The organism is Solilutibacter silvestris (assembly GCF_050574925.1).
GTDB classification, from domain to species: Bacteria; Pseudomonadota; Gammaproteobacteria; order Xanthomonadales; family Xanthomonadaceae; genus Solilutibacter; species Solilutibacter silvestris_A.
In genome coordinates, this window is record NZ_JBCMOO010000002.1 from 1,106,305 (window position 1) to 1,123,305 (window position 17,001).

Genomic DNA, 17,001 nt, shown 5'->3' on the forward strand with positions numbered 1-17,001 from the left:
CCGTGGCTGGCGATGCATGCCAGCGATTACACTCGTTTGATCACGCCGGGGGGCCGCATGCCAAGGGGAATCCACAGTCTGTTGTTCGCGCTGCTGCTGTTGCCGGCGCTGTCCACGCGGGCGCAAGTGCAGCTCGAGCATTACCTGAAGAAAGATGGCTACGGGGTTATCAAGATTTCGCCGGATGGCCGCTATTACGCCGCGACCACGCCGTTGGCGGATCGCACCGGCCTCGTGATCCTTCGGCGCGAGGACGGCAAGATCGTCGATGGCGCGGCCGGCGTCGAGAATTCGGTGGTCGATGATTTCTGGTGGGTCAGCGACGACCGCCTGGTGATCGCCATGGCCGAACGGTTGGGCAGCCGCGACCAGCCCTATCGCACCGGCCAGCTGTTTTCGTTGGGCGTGGATGGCAAGCACGTCCGCACTCTCATCGGCCCGAAAGCCCAGGTCGGGCTGGTCGATGTCGTCGACTACAACCCGCAATGGGAATTGGCCGACCTGATCGACACCATCCCCGGCGACCCACGCAACGTGCTGATCTCGGTCACGCAACTCGGACGGGAGCCGCAGACCAACGTCGACAAGATGGATGTCTACACCGGCCACCGCACGCCGGTCGCCACCGCGCCGATTTCCTACGCAACCTTTCTCACCGATGCCGCCGGCCATGTCCGTTTCGCCAGGGGTTCGAAGAACGACAACTACAGCAAGCTCTACTACCGCGCGGACGACAAGGCCGACTGGCGGCTGATCAACGACGAGGCGCAAAGCGGACGGACCGAAGTGCCCATCGGCTTTTCCGCCGACGGCGCCATCGCCTATTTCATCGCCACGCAGCCGCAAGGCCCGGATGCCATCGTCGCCTGGGATACCCGCAGCGGCGAACGCAAGCAGGTCCTGCGTGACGAGTCCGTGGACCCCTACGCCGTGATCCTCGATCGCGACAGGCACACCCTGCTCGGCGCCCAATACATGTCGGATGGCGTCCATACCCGGCTGCTCGACGGCAGCGGCGAAGGCACGCGTCTGTACCGCGCGTTGGAAAAGGCGTTTCCCGGCAGCGCCGTCAATGTCACCTCGTACACGCGCGATGGCATTGCCCTGGTGCAGGTGTGGAACGACCGCTCGCCGGGCGACACGTTCCTGTTCGATCCGCACAAGATGACGGCCGACGGCATCTTTGCACAGCGCGAATGGTTCGATCCGCTCAAGCAAGCGAAGATGCGCGAAATCACCGTTCGCGCCCGCGACGGCTTGACGCTGCACGGGTACCTGACATTGCCCGTCGGCGCAGCGGAGGGCAAGCCATTGCCGATGGTGGTGATGCCGCATGGCGGGCCATACGGCATTTTCGATCGCTGGGCGTTCGACGACGATGCCCAGATGCTGGCCGAAGCCGGCTATGCCGTACTGCAGGTCAATTTCCGCGGCTCCGGCAATTACGGCCGGGCGTTCCAGCAGATCGGTGCGCGCCAGTGGGGCGGCACGATGCAGGACGATCTCACCGACGCCACCCACTGGGCGATCGACCAGCACGTCGCCGACGCATCGCGCATCTGCATCTACGGCGCCAGCTATGGCGGCTATGCGGCGTTGATGGGCGCAGCGAAGGAGCCCGATCTCTATCGTTGCGCGGTGGGCTATGTCGGCGTCTATGACCTCGAGGCGATGCACCGCGAGAAATCGCGCGACTCGGCCTGGCTTCGCAACTGGGAAACGGATTGGGTCGGCATGCGCGACCAACTCGCGGCGCGATCCCCGGTGAACATGGCCGCGAACATCAAGGCCAAGGTCTTCCTTGCCGCCGGCGGCGAAGACAGGACCGCACCGATCGCGCACACCAAGCGCATGGCCAAGGTCCTGCGCGATGCCGGCAAGCCGGTCGAGACCTTGTACTTCGACACCGAAGGCCACGGCTTCTACACCGAAGCGCATCGCCGCGAGTTCTATACCAAGCTGCTCGATTTCCTCGCCGACAACCTCGGTGGCGCGCGGGCGGCGAAGCACTGACGCTACCATCCCAGCCATGAACTATCTCGCGCACACATGGCTGGCGCGCCAATCCGACGACGCCATCCTCGGCGCCCTGCTTGGCGACTTCGTGCTCGGGCAATCGGCGCTGCTGGATTGGCCGGAACCGGTGCGCGCCGAGATCGTTCGCCATCGCCACATCGATCGCTATACCGACACCCATCCTGCCGTTACTGCCGCGCGCGCCAGATTCGGTGAACTGCGCCGTTATGCCGGCATCGTCCTCGATGTGTATTTCGATCATTGCCTGGCGCGCGAATGGTCGCGCTGGAGCGACGTGCCGCTCGACGATTTCACCGCACGCGTCTATCGCGTCCTGCAGGAACGTCGTGATTCGCTACCGCCGCGCCTGCATGCCATCGCCCCGCACATGGCGGAACACGACTGGCTCGGTTCCTATCGCGAGCGCGCCAGCGTGGATCGCGCGGTGCGCGGCATCGCCACCCGGCTTTCGCGCAACGGGGATCGCCTGATCGCCTGCCTGTCGGTGCTGCGGGACAACGAAGCGGACATCGATGCGACGTTCGAGACGTTCTTTCCCGATCTCGTTACGGCTGCGGCGCTGATGCGCGACGCGCCAGCAGATAGATCAGCAATCCACCCAGCGCCGTAGCGGCGCCGACATAGCCGGTCGACGTCCAGCCGTAGCCCGCGGTGATCGCCATGCCGCCCAGCCACGGCCCCAATGCATTCGCCGCGTTGAACGCCGAGTGGTTGGACGCTGCCGCCAATGTCTGCGCACGCCCTGCGACGTCCATCAGATGCGATTGCAGCACCGTCGCCAGTGCGCCCATGGTGCCGACCGCGACCACCACCGGCAGCACCGTCCACGGCGAATGCGCGGCGGAGGGAAACACCAGCAGCAACACGATCGACCACACCAGCACCATGGCCGCGGCGCGGAAACCGTAGCGATCGAACAGCCAGCCGCCGCCGAGCGTGCCGAGGATTCCGCCGATGCCGAATGCCACCAAACCGACCGGCACGAAGCTCTTGGGCATGCCAGTGACCTGCACCAATGTCGGCGAGAGATAGCTGAAGACGCAGAACATGCCGGCGAAACCGATCGCACCAATGCCCAGCGTCAACCACACCGGCGCGCGATTGAAATCGCGCAGCTCGGCCAGCGCATCCGTGCGCGGCGCGCCCATGCCCGGCGGCAACACGCGCGCCGTCATCAGCACGGTAGCGATCGCGATGATGCTGACCAGACCGAAGGCATAGCGCCAGCTCAGCAACTGCCCCAGCCACGTCGCCAGCGGATTGCCGATCAACAATGCCACCGAGAGGCCAAGCATCACCCGCCCGACGGCAGCGCCACGCTGAGATGGCGGACTGATGTGCGCCGCCACCAACGCCGCCACGCCGAAATAAGCACCGTGCGGCAATCCGGCGATGAAACGGAACAGCAGCATCGCGTGGTAGCTCGGCGACAACGCGCTGGCGAGGTTGCCGAATGCGTAGAAGCCCATCAGCAGCAACAGCAAGGTGCGTCGACGCAGACGCGCACCAAGAATGGCGAGCACCGGTGCGCCGACCACCACACCCAATGCATAGGCGCTGACGACATGCCCGACCTGCGGTTCGGTCACGCCGAAACCGCGCGCGATCTCGCTGATCAGGCCCATCACCACGAACTCGCTGGTGCCAATGGCAAAACCGCCCATCGCCAGCGCGAACAGCACCCACGATACTTCGCGTGGGGAGAGGGGGGCGTGGGGTGCGGTGCCGGGTGCGGATTGGACGGCGGTCATCTGCTTATTGTGCACTGCAATATCCTGCGGCGGCCGTGAATACGATCACAGCAGCCTCTTCCTTGCCGGTTGGCAACTTATTACAACCCCAAGGACTTTCAGATGAACGCTAAGTCGGAATATATATATTTCGACGCGCGTGCATTTTTAGGATTTCATACTCCCCCCAGCAACATGCACAATCACAGTTAGGCCTGGAAATCCGTAATTAGCAGAAGATGCCTCGCCATCGCCATCGCCACCGGTGGTGCGAGCTGCCACCGCAATTCCCCTAAGGGGATCCTTTCCTGCATCCGCCTCCTTCAATGCCATCAACTCGGCCCAGGGAAGCCAAGTTGCATCACGATCGTCCCTATCGTCGCCTTCAAACTGGGCTCCATATCGAGCAATGACATAGAGTTCAGGCACCGCTTCTGAACACGCGACTTGCAGGCCAAGCGCAGCCGCAACCTCGCGGGATGACTTCCCGCCAATCCACGCGCTTACGCGAGCAACCCAATCCGCGGCTTTAGCCAAATTCTTACGTCGACTCTCACGTTCAGAAAGAGAGCGACCATACACGTCGTGCCATTTGAGCTGGAAAAGGGCGAGACTCCCCGTGCTTCTATCACACACTACCGCATCGATGTCCGTGAGATGCGATCCATCCTCTCGTTTGACTTTATATCCGTGAGAAGGAACGAGAAATCTTTCTTCAGAGAAAAGTTTTCTGAGGTCTGCCCTAAATATCCCTTCCCGCAGATCCACTCCCCGGTCCCAATCACCCCGATAAGCAGTTCGAAGGTATCGAAACAATGAGTAATAAGGATTAAGCAATGCACCAAAAGATGACAGTAAAAGGAAATCCGACCCAATCCCTATGTAATAACAAGTCGGAATCTCAAAGGAATCCCGCCACCCCACAAGATCGCCTGAATGCAACGTAAGAGTCCGCATTATTGAAGCGACGCTTTCCGAATTGTGGCCCGATTCACCCCAGATATCTGCTACGTCTTCCTTCCTGACTGGCACCGTGATGATGTCTCGCAAGGAAATCTCAGGGTGCTTTTCACACAACAGGAAGGAAAAATCTGCGTGCATTAGGATTCTTCCAAGGGCATCCTCGCACGCAATTTTCCAATCCAAAAAAGGGCGTCCTCCAAGAATAAAGGTATCCGGAAAAGCTTCCCCCTCAAGGAAATAACGGGAATATCGCTTGGCTCGCCTGCGATACTCCCCAACAATCTCCCAATCATTGTCGTATCTGATGAGATAGGCTTCATCCTTTTGGACGTACTCGCGCATCCGATTTATAAGGGTGTTCGGGACACCGATATCAGCTCGTTCCACCTGGGAAAGCCGCAAAGCCCGAGAGATGCCCCTGGCCCTACGTTCACGAGCATCAGATTGAACATAGATATCCACACGAGCAAGAGCTACTTCCGTTCGGGCTAGCCCATACCGCTCCAATCTCACAAGCCGCAACAAATCCACCAACTTCCCGCAGGTGACGAGATAGCTATAAAAATATGTAGCGAGATGTTCTCCGGAGCTATGCCATGGCACCCCTTCGCCCGCCTCCTCAACAAGAGGCAAAACGGGCTGCAATGCTGCAGCAGCACCACAACGCGCGAAGTAGTTATTGGTGCGCTGATCAGCACTCAAAGGGGCGTCGGTGAGTTCAAGTATTGAAATATAGTCAAGTGTGCGAACTATCTCGATAACCGCAATTTTCTCTTGACCACGAAACAAGCTCTTGATTCTCTCCTGAAGTTCAGTGAGCTTAGAAGATATGGCGGCTTCAGCATTTGACTTGGACATATGCTACAAAGGCGCAAAGATCACACAGAAGGCATGCCATCGAAGCATGCACCATAAATAGCCGTGAATCCCAACAATTTTTCTTTACCCAATTACTTAAACCTTTAAAAAGGTTCCTCCAGAACTTAACCCCACTCATTACGCCTATAGAACGGGGCACCTGTGATGAATTCACCAGGTACATCGTGAGTTTTATATAGGCATTCATGCAGCCCGAGTGTCTTGATTCGTTCCGCGACTTGTTGGAGCGCGGTGGCATCGTTCAAACCAAGCGGGGCCAAATCTTTTGCGGAAACATTTGGGACCTTGTGCAAGAACCATGTAAGGAGCATTTCCCTATAGTCCGTGGCGCCCGCTTTGAAATGGCTCAGATATTGTGAGGCAAGTATCACTCCAACACCAAATTCTCGCCCCTGAAGCAACACTTTTCGCAAGACATCAAATTCGTACTGCATGATGTTGTCTGCTTCGTCGACCAGTAGCATGGAGTCCACAACCCGCATGTTTCTATCTTTTCCGAGGAACGGGCGTTTCTGGATTTTCAACATTTGCTCATAAAAAACGTTCAACATGATCGCGACGAGCATATTTTTCGTCCGGTCATCCTGACCAAGGTCGTTCAAGGCAATGACAACCACACCCTTAAGAAATTCGTGTGGGCGCTGAATTTCCGTAGGGCTCTCCGCGAACAGTTCCATGTCAACGATATCGCCAAGGATGCTTGTTACCGTATCTGCACCACCCTTCATTGAGGCAACATAATTCCGATGAACGTCATAGATCGTCGGGTATGTTCCTTCTCCACAGTTCTTATAGGCGTCCTTAATGGCGACCTTGAGTTTTTCGCGCTGCACTGCGCCGATCCCAGAATAGATCTTGTCTAGAACATCAGCAAAGAAGCGGTAGCGTTCAAGCCATGGATTGATAGCTTGGGACGAAGCAGAAAGATCGAACAAATTCAAAGGTAAATGCTGCGGCCTGATGACACGCGCACCCGTAGCCTGCACGAAATCCTCGCTACTGTAGTCCTTCTTGTAATCGAAGATCAGCACGTTGGGCTTGACGCCCCTGTTGCCAGACTCACCATTTGCAATCTGGAAGACCAAGGACTTCAGTAATTGCGTCTTTCCTGTTCCAAGATCTCCGACAACACCCATGTTCATTTGATTGAGTGCAGTATCGCCAAGGTTGAGGCGGCGTATCTGGGGACGAAACCCATCGATAGTTTCACCGATTCTTAGTTCGAGACCAGTTTGGTCGGAACCATCCGCAGCCCTGGCATCGTCGGAGGCAATCGCAGGCCCTGACGCATTCTCTCCCTGACCATCGCTCTCTATCTCGTCATTTGGTTGCTCTGGCCCAGAATTCAATTCCGTAGGCTCTTGGACGTTTTGCGCATCCGTCACGATCGCACCTTCGTAGCCCCCAATCTCTTCTGGGCTCTCGATAATTGGCGGCGCCACTTCCAATTCATCGCGCTCGGGAAATGCTCCCGCCAGCGCCACCCCTTGATGGGCTATCGATGGCAAGAGAGCCCAGTCCCCCATGCTGGACTTCATTGATCTATAAAAATCATCGCTCTTGCCGCGTGCTATCACGCTTGCATCAGCTTGCGATAGCTCAATGGTTTCCATGAAGCCGTCGCTATCCACGTCTCGTGGCCCACTGGAGGTCGAACCATCGATCACGATGAGGCGCCCACGTTCGTCGACTTCCATGGATAAGTCGGAAGTCAGAAGTGCCTCCATGACACGGGACTGCAACCCGGACCATTCACCAGCGCGTCCGCTCTCCGCCAAACGTTGGCTATATACGCGAAAGCCATATCCAATCATGGAGGACATGAGATTCTGGTATGCCAACTTCCAAAGCAGCATTTCCGGTTCATCGGAAAAAGTTTGCCGCAAGGCCTGCAGCAGTGTGGAGAGGGATTTTGCCTGAGCCAATGCATCCTGCCGTTGGGCAGCCGTCATTTGCGCGTCGCCGCTACGATTCTTGACTTCGATTGGCGTCAATTTACATTTAACAGAAGAATCGCTCACCACCAACCCAACCACGATTAAATCCGGGCGGTGCAATGTCGGCTTCTTGATCGCTTTGGACAGATCGTCCAAATAACGCTGGAAGGGATCAACGGGAATGACTAAGGTGATTTGATGTTCGCCATCATCTTTTTCGATCCACGGTGACAACAGGCCATCGCTCTCACCTTGCATCCTGAAGCTATCCTGCAATAGTCGAGTAGCAACGAACAGGCCAAGATCGCCGGTTGCTCCTGAGTTACCTGCCGACAAGCCGCGGACAGTGGGAATCCCACGGCGGGCGACCTCTTGGACTATCCCGGAGAGCTCCGCCTGCGGAAGACTCTCACAACCCGGAAGCTTCTTTAGAACAGCCTGCATCGTTTCGACATCCAATTCATCGATGCTCGACAATAGGTAATAACCATTGCTATCACCAGATCGCCCGGAGTAAGACGGAAGTTCGTAATCCCACAAGTAAGCTCCTTCGAGCCAACTACCAAGGAAGCAAGCCGGGTCGACGGCAGAAGAGGAAACTGCAACAAACTCGGCGCTGCCTAATGATTTCTTGATGGCATTGATGCTAGGCGCGAACACATATCCAACGCGCCCGATGCCCCCCCCTTCAAGCAGGGATATTGCCTTCGCGGTATTGTCGGCAAGCCCATCGCCGGAAATGCTTGCCGGCCCGGAAACGCGAGACTCAATCAAGAATTTTCCGCCACCCGTTTGCTGTTGCTCTCTGATGCGAGTTCGCACCAACCCGCCGATTCCAAGGGGCGAAAAGAGTTTCGTTGGACGTGCAGATGCGTTGGAAGTTTCAAGCTGTGCGATGATGGCGAGGTCCTGCGATCCACTTGACTCACCTACTGAATACCATTGCAATGCATTTGATGTGTCTTCTGCAAGATTCGAAATCTCAGCATCGTCAGGGCGAACGTTCTCGCCACGCTCATCGAATACATGCACTTCGCTTGCACCCATAGCAAGCGCGTTACGACGCTCGTTAGCGTCCCCGGAAAAATTCCTCCTCCCCCAAGACAAGATTCCCTTATTACAGGCATTGTTCTGCCCTGCGGCGCTACTGACGAGAACTCCTAGGGCTGGCTTGGCCACCAACATTTCGCAAACGTCATCCAAGGCCCGATGAACCTGCGATTCACTGAAACCACTGGAAATACCTCCTATCAACAGACCCATTTCCCTATCTAGGGGCGCCATGCTTCCCGCGCTAGGCAACCGATCGAGACGAGTTGTATTCCACAATATGCCCCAATAATCCGAATTAGATTCAACGGAAAAATAGACAACATCCTCAGTGCCGCCAATTGCATCACGCAAAGGAAGGACGATAGTGTCCGGTACGCAATCAGGATCCATGATGCTGGCGGCAGGACAAGGCAATTTTCTGGATGCCAAATACATTGAGCGTTGCGCAAGGCACTGCCAGGCGAAACGAATAGGATGAAGAGGCGATACCAGAATGGCATTGGGGGCTTGCTCCAAAGTCGTACCGCCGTTCTCCAATCCCATGACTAGGCCAATGTCGCACCAACAAGCTTCTAGTGGTGACGAAGACAACCAGTCGAGATAAGAACGAATGTACGAGTTGACCGCTGATTCGAAGTCCGCGTCCGTAGCTAACAACTCACCGAGGTTCGCCGACTCGACCAAGTCATTACCGTCCTTTCCACGCACCTTTGCCGCAATCAATCTCCTAGCTTCGATAAATGCACTGGAGGGCTGCATTTCCTCCGGCCTCGGCCGGGGGTCGTTCAAGAAGCGGGCTGCTGAAAAAATCGTATCTTCGGGAGATGACCAATCCCTACGGCGCCATTCGGATGCGTAGTCAGGGGCTAGTGCGAATGGGTAATAAGAACGCGCTACACGCTCGCCATCTAGCATCCAGCCCTGCAGTTGCGAACTTCGTGCTTGAACCTCTGCCCTAACTGAACCCGGTATGCGCCCCCCGTCTCGACGGGAGTTTCGCGCCAGATGATATTCAAAATAGCTGTTGCACTCGTCTACCGTGGATTCATCGGCCAATACACAAATACGAAAACTTTCCTTCCGATCTTCTTCTGGCCTTTTTATGTCGAACTCGTAATAGCACTCCCCCCTTGCTTCCACTTCGACTCCATATTCATCGTCGGCAACGCGCCCGATCCCCGCTGAATCGATAGCTTCATCATCACTCGTGCCTTGGGCTTCATCGGAAAGCAGCTCAACACCAGGGCGGGCATAGATGTCTAGGTAATGGCGGCCAGTACCCGACATTTCCAACGTGGTTTCTATGGGCTTCTTTGGAACCAACTTCGGTAGCTTGCCTTTCGTAGCCGTGCGCGAACAAACGATGAGTCCCGGCTGCCAGGATCCTAGGGATACCAGCTTTACCGTGGATTTACCGACATCCAGACCCACGACCTCGGCGGTGTATTTCACAGGGGTCTTATGCAATGGGATCGTGGCGTCTTCGAACTCAACCACGTCCTTCGCGCTGAACCTCCACTCCATTCGCTTGGAGGCCCCGCCTGGGGCTTCGCGGACAACGCGAACTTCCACCGACTCAAGCTCTTCCGGCAATTGCAGGGATAAACGCAATCGTGCTACGTCGCGAACAACCGGGGCAAACCCTTTCGTCTGAAAAGCAAGTGCATTGATGCACGATATTTCGATTCCTGCGGAAGACGCCGCATCCTCTTCCAAAAGTGTTTCCCACCGCCCAATCGTTAACGCCCTCCACCATTCGGGGGCAGGATCGATCTCGTCCGGCATATAGAAAAATGGCATCGAGCGTTTTAGCGCTGTCACTACGCTGCATTTGCGGCGTATGTGCTGGAAAAATGCATCGAGGTTAGCGGCGTCTTCGCCGGCCTTTTCCTTCAGCTGCTCAAGGCCTTGGCTCTCGAATCTCTCAGCCAAGGCACCGAGCACCGTCGACTTCCTTTCGGAATCGATTTGGCCGTCATCTGAGGGAGGGAAGCCTGCCGCAAGGCTGACTCGCTCATCCAAAGACAAGCCGGTATCACGCAGCTCCCACAATCGCTCGAGGATCTTCCATGATCCGATCCTGCCCACTTCATGTTGGTTAGCCGCATCAGCCGCGATGATCGCTCTCTGGACGAGCCATTTCGCTTGCTCCCGTTGAGGTAGCGGATCCTTATCGCCAAGCCCTAGTTCGACCATTTCCTGAATGAACGGGTCGTTCCACCAAGTCGATATTGCGGCGCTGCCTTCGTTAGCCGCCGACGCTACTCCAAATGCCTTGCGCGTGGATTCATGCGTATCACTCACCTGCCCACCAGGGGCCACGAGAGTTAGAAACGCGCCGCAATCCGGAGCATTGCGAATGCTCGCGAAATCATGGAAGGAGCTCAACCCTGACTTGTTGACTTGCGCAACTCTTGCACCTTGGGGCACTTCCTCGACCTGAAGCACAACTGGATACGAAATTTCTGCGCCATCCGCGGTCTTAGCAGTCAACAGACGGCCATCGCCGGCCAAAGCATCGAACACCTCTTCGAGCAACATTGCTGGCGGGGCGCAAAAAACAGCACGACACTCACGGTTCTCTCCTGTCAGGGAGAGGATTTCCGTGGACATTCGCCTCTCGATCCATGAAGCCATTTCATCTGCAAGCTTGCTCAAGATGCCACCACTCTTAGATTACAAAAGGAGGAACCAACAACATGCCGCTCTCGGCATCCGGACTATCCAGAACGAGGCCAAGCATGCGGAGTTGGCGCCCCAAGTCACTGTCATTCAACCCATGAAGGTCGAATTCGATGCCATACGACGCCAAATGCATTGCAAGCCGTTGCACGGAGCGTGGGCCGCTCACCTCATGCAAGCAACAATGAGTCATTGCCAAAACAGATGCTGGGCCAAGCGCAAGCACCCAAGGTGCGTTCCGGGCTTCGCCACGCTTTCTTAGGAAATAACCTTGGTCATACCCCCGCAACGCGGCGTCCAATGTCTGTCGCTGGCCCAATGTGTATTGGGAAAATTCCATCAAGTTCGCGCCGATACCCTTTTTACAGGTGATGGTGCGGATCTCGCGATCCTGCAGCGAGTAAAACGAATTCATAATTCCGGAACTAGCCAATCCCGTCCGCTCATTCTTAACTGTAGAGAGGAAAGATTGGATGCCTGAGACAGAATCCATGTCCCCTAATGGTGCCCCAAGCTCCTCCAGCGCCCAAAGGACGCGATTCAGGCCAAGGCGGGCGGAAAGATATTTAGAGGCGTAATCCCTCAACATGGGGACGGAAGGATGCCCAAAGGAAAGCATCCTCCTCTTTACATCCAAAATTCCTGTTACCACGTCGTCCGACGCTGGAATGACGGCCTCTTCATCATCGATTAGCTTGCTTACGGCTGCCCATAGTCGGTCGTTGACATCGCAAAGCCACAACACGTGGCTAACGACACCGATACGAAGCACGGACTCGAGCAAGCTAACCCATTGACGACGCGTCATTGCAGGCTTTGCAGCAATCATCCCCCCCAAGTCCACCACGAACTGCTTCGCAGGGTATTGGATCCGTGCTCGATCAACATCTGGAAACATCTTCAGCGGGAGTAGTTCCGTTCCCCCCCAAGAACTAGATCCAGCAACGCGGTGCAACTCGAACTCGCCTTGTAGCCACCGCGCCCATACATCATCGTCCGATGCCACGCCCAATGCAGCATGGAGGCGATGCCACATGTCAGTTGCTCCACTATCCGAAGATGCCCCCATCTGGATGATGCGCTTTACCAGCTGCCCCGGATTCCATGGATTGCCACTTAGACGAGCGGCGCCGGAATAGAGGGCCGTGTCCGGAATCACGGGGGACAAGGACATGAATCGTTTGGATGATTGTTGCGATACCTTCGGGCTTTGGACAAGCCGATCCAATACAGTGCGCCAAGTCTCGGGCTCTATCCTTCCATCGGAAGCGTTTTTTTTGCTCGCCTTGTCCGCGGCTTTCCCTAAGTCATCCCCAAGCCCCTTTACTTGATTTTCAGTAATGCCATCGAAGCCAGACGCACGATATAGCGAAGCCAGGATCACTTCGCCCGTTGAAAACTCCGGGGCTGGATTGATGCTAAAGACTGATTCCTTGAAGATACTGTGGGATTTCTTCCAAGGGTCACCGATGAATTCACTCACTGACATTAGGAATGTTCCTTGCGAATCTGGAATTCCCCGAAATTTTGGATGACCACGTCATTCCTGATGCCAAGGCGTATCTCGGCGTCTTCCAAACCATCCTCGTCGCGGACGACGGAGCCGGCCAATTTGGCTCGAGTTGTATCCAGTAGTGCAACGACTGATCTTGGCAGCGATGCAGGCACCATTCCATTACGCAAGGACTTCGTTGCCTTGAAAAGTTCATAGGTCAAGGCGACAGGCGCCGTTGAGCCATTGCCCACGCTCAGGAAACGAATTGGCGACTTAGGTCTGGCCCCCTCGGGGGCCAGAGGCACGGACCGAACTCTTTGCTTGTCCGTCGTCAACATTGCCCTTCGTTCTGGCGGCGGCAAAGGCTCGCCAAACGTGGTGTTCAAGCTGACGATGAAGCGACCGTCCTTGCCATTAAGTAGCCACTCCACTTGCTGGATAGCTGATTGGAGCGCTAGCGTGCTTCCACTGAGTACTTGGTTGAATTCAGTTAGAACGTCCGAGTCCTTGGTCACCCCTCCCCTAACTCCAATCGAGCGTCTGGCTATTCGACACGCTATAAGCCTGAGGAAAGCTTGCACACGCTCTGCCACCGCGGGCTTGCGCCGACGCACCGACTCCTCCGAAAGCATGAGGTCGGCTTCTTCAAGCGACTTCAATAGCTCGATCTCTATATCCGACAAGCATTGGAAACGCTGCAGGTAGATGCGAGCCTCCTTGATGGATCGACTGAAGCGGCGGTCCACATCCTTGAATTCGATGGAGGTGCTCCCACTTACCGACACCTTCAGGGTCGGGCTCGCGAATGCTGGATCAAGGTAGGCACCCATCGCCTTCAACTGGACCCGAAGCGTTGTTGTCGAATCTTTGCGCCTGTCCAAGGCAAGGAATTGTTGTAAGCCAGCTAATACCGGATGGCTTTCTAGTTTCAGTTCCTTTAGGTCATTCCTAAGTGGAGCGGCCTTTTCGACAGGCCAGGCCCCAAACAATGCATGTTGGTATTGCGCGGCCATCAACTTGAACAAACCGCGAATTCGCTTTGTTTCGGCCTTGTTAGGATCGCGCTCTTTGGGCGAAAGCATCGAGGCCGCCCAACTACAGGGTTTATAGCTCTCGATTCCCGATGCCTCAGTGGTGCCCGCCAATAGGTAGGCCGTCAGAGAAAACAGGTCACGGAAGTTCCATCTTTTCCCGCTCGCCAATTCAAACCAGCGAAGCATCTGGATGAATGAAGCCTTGTGGGGATCTCCGGATAGGAATTTCCGATTCGTGCAAAAGGGGCAAAACTTCCCTGCTGCGCAGCTCCCAAAGGCAGGCCACTGGTCTTCGCGCGTGGCAACCTCGAGGATCTGCAATGCTGCTGCCGATTCAGTGCCATTCGCCTCTTCGACTAGTGATTCAACATCCATTGGCCATATGGCAAAACCTGGATAGGAATCCAAGGGCCAACAATCCATGCCCTTCGACGCTTGTGAAACGGATTGCACTATCTGCTTAACGAGATCACCGACCCCTGACTCACCACGCTCCGTGGAAAGTATGAGGGCATCGTCCAAAACGCCTCGGTTCACGCAAGCCAAATAGACGCGTCCTTCATGCCCGCTCAGAAGCGTGCGCATGTCCTTGCATAAAAGCTCCGCAGGCGTGGTGTTTTCGCCGCGTTCGCTTTCAGAGCCATCCTGGACGATGGCGATAGTCGCTACCCCGCTCGACGAGGGGTATTCGACCTTGCTTGTTTCTACTAGCCTACCGGGAGCGCCGTTTTTCCCCGAATAAATGTTGGCAAACTCATCCAACAAGGCCCCTTCCAGCTGCATGGCGGAGTCAAGCTCGCGGATCGTGTATTCAATGGCTTCGGTTTTCCCGTTACCTGGCCCACCCACAAGGAATATGGCCGTTGGAGTCCCTTTTGTGCCGGTAGCAATATCCCGAGCCCATCTCGCCAACCGTTGGAGCAAACCAGTCGTGATGACATCACCGGAAGGACGACCACTCCCTCCGTAGAAGAGTTTTTTGACCCCACCAGCCTTGTCCCCAGACCAATCGAGCAGCTCTTCAGGAAACTTACTCATTCGCCCCCCCGCGATAAATGTTTACTAACGTCCAGCCATTGCAACGGTTTTTTTGATGAGCGTCTTCCGACCTATGGTCGACTTCGCGTTGCCTTCGACATAGCGCAAGGATTTCATCACGCCAATACCGATTGCCCGCGCCAGCAAAGGGGGGACGGCATTTCCAACCTGAGTGTAGCGCGGGCATTCGACTTTGCGACGGCTTCCGCCTGTAGTGTATTTGCCTTGGAAAACGAACCAGTCCGGGAACGATTGGAGCCTCGCGCATTCACGCACGGTGAGAATGCGCGGATCACAGTAATGCAAGATATCGTCTGGCAACGTCGTCAAGGTCGGAGCGGGAAGCGAAGGCGCCATTGGCACTGTCCGGTGCTTCAACATTCCTAAGCGCTTCCGGTCCTCCTCACTCAAGTTCACGCCACGCTTGCAGCTCTTGAGTATTTCCTTGAACCTCGCCTCGACTTCTTCCTTGTGGTGCGCGATGCGCATGCTGTCCATTCGTTCGGGCGCGGTACCTTGGTTCATTAGCCGTTGGTAAGTCGATCCAGATGGCCCCTTGTATTCCAGCTGCACATACCCACGGCGTGCGCCAAACCCCGTGTACTCAATCGTCTGGCTGCGCCTAGCTCCCACGACTAAATCTGAGATAGCCTTCTCCGCGGACACAGGCGAACCCTCCCCATATATCGAAAGCTGGCTCGCACCCTCTTGCAGGATTTCATTGAAAATACCCGCGTACCCAGTTGGCATCGCCTTGGCGAGTTCTGCATGTATGCCGACTACGACCAAGCGAGCCCTGCGTTGCGGAACGCCATAGTTAGATGCATCGAGGATCATTTCGCCCACGGAGTAACCCAGCTCGCTTAATGCTTCGTTTAGCTTGTCGTAGTACGTAACCCCCGCCTTGGCCGTTTTCGTACCCCGTCTGGTGTGTGCGACGTTCATGCCCGGCACGTTCTCGAGAACCAAGAACTTGGGACGGATGATCTCCACGAACGACACGTAACGCTGGAACATTTTGTTCCTGGGGTCGGAACTGTTGCGCTTTCCTGCGAAGGAAAACCCTTGGCAGGGAGGGCCTCCCGCGATGAGGTCCACTTTCCCGCGCAGCTTCCTCAATTCATCGCCATGGCGCCCCAAGACATCATCGATGGAATGGGCACGCTGCTCGAGCCATTTGGGCCACTGGAACGGATAACGAGCCCCTTCTGCAAGAAAATTTGCCCTGAAGGTTTCGAACGCATCCGTCGCGCGCTCAATGGCGAAAAGTCCCTTCCATCCAGCGCCACTCAGCCCAAGGGACAATCCCCCGCAACCCGAAAAAAGATCAATGAACGTCGGCTGGTCAGGAATGACGGGATTATCCATATGGGCGCTCTGAAGGGTCCTACCCAGCACTCCAGAGTTGCAATGGCGCCTTTCACACCCATGCCATCCCGGAGTGGCAACGGGATCGGCTACCAGGTTACCAGCCCCCTGGGTGGATAGGGAAGCGGCGGCGGACAAAACCGAACGACCTGTCAGTTTTTCAAGTTTCGCTTTGAGTTCAGGAAGGCAAGAAGCTTTCCAATGACCTTTTCCCGCGACTTTGCCGTTGCAAGGGAACATTCCCAAACCGTGATCACACCCCAGCCCTGACGCCGAAGAAGTCGAGTATTGCGGTGGTCGCGCGCTTTGTTCGCCGCGAATTTCTCGCGCCAGAAATCGCTGTTTTGTTTGGGGATCCTTCCTTTTTGGCAGGAGTGACTGTGCCAGTAACACCCGTGCACGAAGATTACGGTTCGAAGGGCTGGAAAGACGAGGTCTGGCTTCCCTGGCAAGCTCGTCCCATGGAGTCGATACCTGAACCCGGCAGCCCATAATGCTTTCCGCACGATCATTTCCGGCTTCGTGTCCTGAGACCTGATCAAGGACATCCGGATACTTCTTTCCGCGGGAGTGAGCGTATCGGCCATGCGCAGCGTTCATTGTCTACCTTAGACCGCGACCCCGGGGTGGAGATAGTCCTAGCATCTGGTCTTACTGAATGAGACGTTTGACGATCAAGTGCAACTGTCTCTGCCATTTCAGCGAAAAAATATCCTGCCGATCATGCACCGAGACGGCCGGTTTAAATGAAATTAATAAAAAAGCGGCCTTTCGGCCGCTTTTGC

At 56.0% G+C, this 17,001-nt stretch carries 9 protein-coding genes; 2 read left to right on the forward strand and 7 right to left on the reverse strand.

Going from position 1 to position 17,001, the window contains the following annotated elements; translation table 11 throughout:
• The first annotated feature begins 57 nt into the window (after positions 1 to 57).
• Both ABE093_RS05785 and ABE093_RS05790 read left to right on the forward strand, forming a co-directional pair.
• Positions 58 to 2,013 carry an alpha/beta hydrolase family protein gene (locus ABE093_RS05785; protein WP_430759878.1) on the forward strand — a complete coding sequence of 652 codons (1,956 nt, stop codon included), beginning with the start codon at positions 58 to 60 and terminating at the stop codon, positions 2,011 to 2,013.
• A gap of 16 nt (positions 2,014 to 2,029) precedes the next feature.
• Positions 2,030 to 2,647: an ACP phosphodiesterase gene (locus tag ABE093_RS05790; protein WP_430759879.1), complete on the forward strand. Its 618-nt coding sequence runs from the start codon at positions 2,030 to 2,032 to the stop codon at positions 2,645 to 2,647.
• Here the strand turns inward: ABE093_RS05790 and ABE093_RS05795 are convergent.
• From ABE093_RS05795 to ABE093_RS05825, 7 genes are all read right to left on the reverse strand, one after another.
• Positions 2,583 to 3,701: an MFS transporter gene (locus ABE093_RS05795; RefSeq protein ID WP_430760099.1), complete on the reverse strand. Its 1,119-nt coding sequence runs from the start codon at positions 3,699 to 3,701 to the stop codon at positions 2,583 to 2,585. The two genes, ABE093_RS05790 and ABE093_RS05795, sit on opposite strands and share 65 nt — an antisense overlap.
• Positions 3,702 to 3,935: 234 nt before the next feature.
• A complete protein-coding gene (locus ABE093_RS05800) occupies positions 3,936 to 5,588 on the reverse strand; it encodes a hypothetical protein (RefSeq protein WP_430759880.1) in 1,653 nt (550 codons plus the stop codon).
• 125 nt (positions 5,589 to 5,713) lie between these two features.
• Positions 5,714 to 11,257 (reverse strand): ATP-binding protein, encoded by a 5,544-nt coding sequence (locus tag ABE093_RS05805; protein WP_430759881.1) that lies wholly within the window; start codon positions 11,255 to 11,257, stop codon positions 5,714 to 5,716.
• A gap of 13 nt (positions 11,258 to 11,270) precedes the next feature.
• Positions 11,271 to 12,764, reverse strand: coding sequence for a hypothetical protein (locus ABE093_RS05810; protein ID WP_430759882.1), 1,494 nt, complete (start codon positions 12,762 to 12,764; stop codon positions 11,271 to 11,273).
• 5 nt (positions 12,765 to 12,769) lie between these two features.
• Positions 12,770 to 14,848, reverse strand: coding sequence for a hypothetical protein (locus ABE093_RS05815; RefSeq protein WP_430759883.1), 2,079 nt, complete (start codon positions 14,846 to 14,848; stop codon positions 12,770 to 12,772).
• A gap of 24 nt (positions 14,849 to 14,872) precedes the next feature.
• The gene (locus ABE093_RS05820) at positions 14,873 to 16,216 is read right to left on the reverse strand and encodes a DNA cytosine methyltransferase (RefSeq protein WP_430759884.1); all 1,344 of its coding nucleotides are present in this window, start codon (positions 16,214 to 16,216) and stop codon (positions 14,873 to 14,875) included.
• A 152-nt stretch (positions 16,217 to 16,368) separates the two neighbouring features.
• Entirely contained in the window at positions 16,369 to 16,803 is a 435-nt protein-coding gene (locus tag ABE093_RS05825) for a very short patch repair endonuclease (protein WP_430759885.1), read from the reverse strand.
• Positions 16,804 to 17,001: the final 198 nt, after the last annotated feature.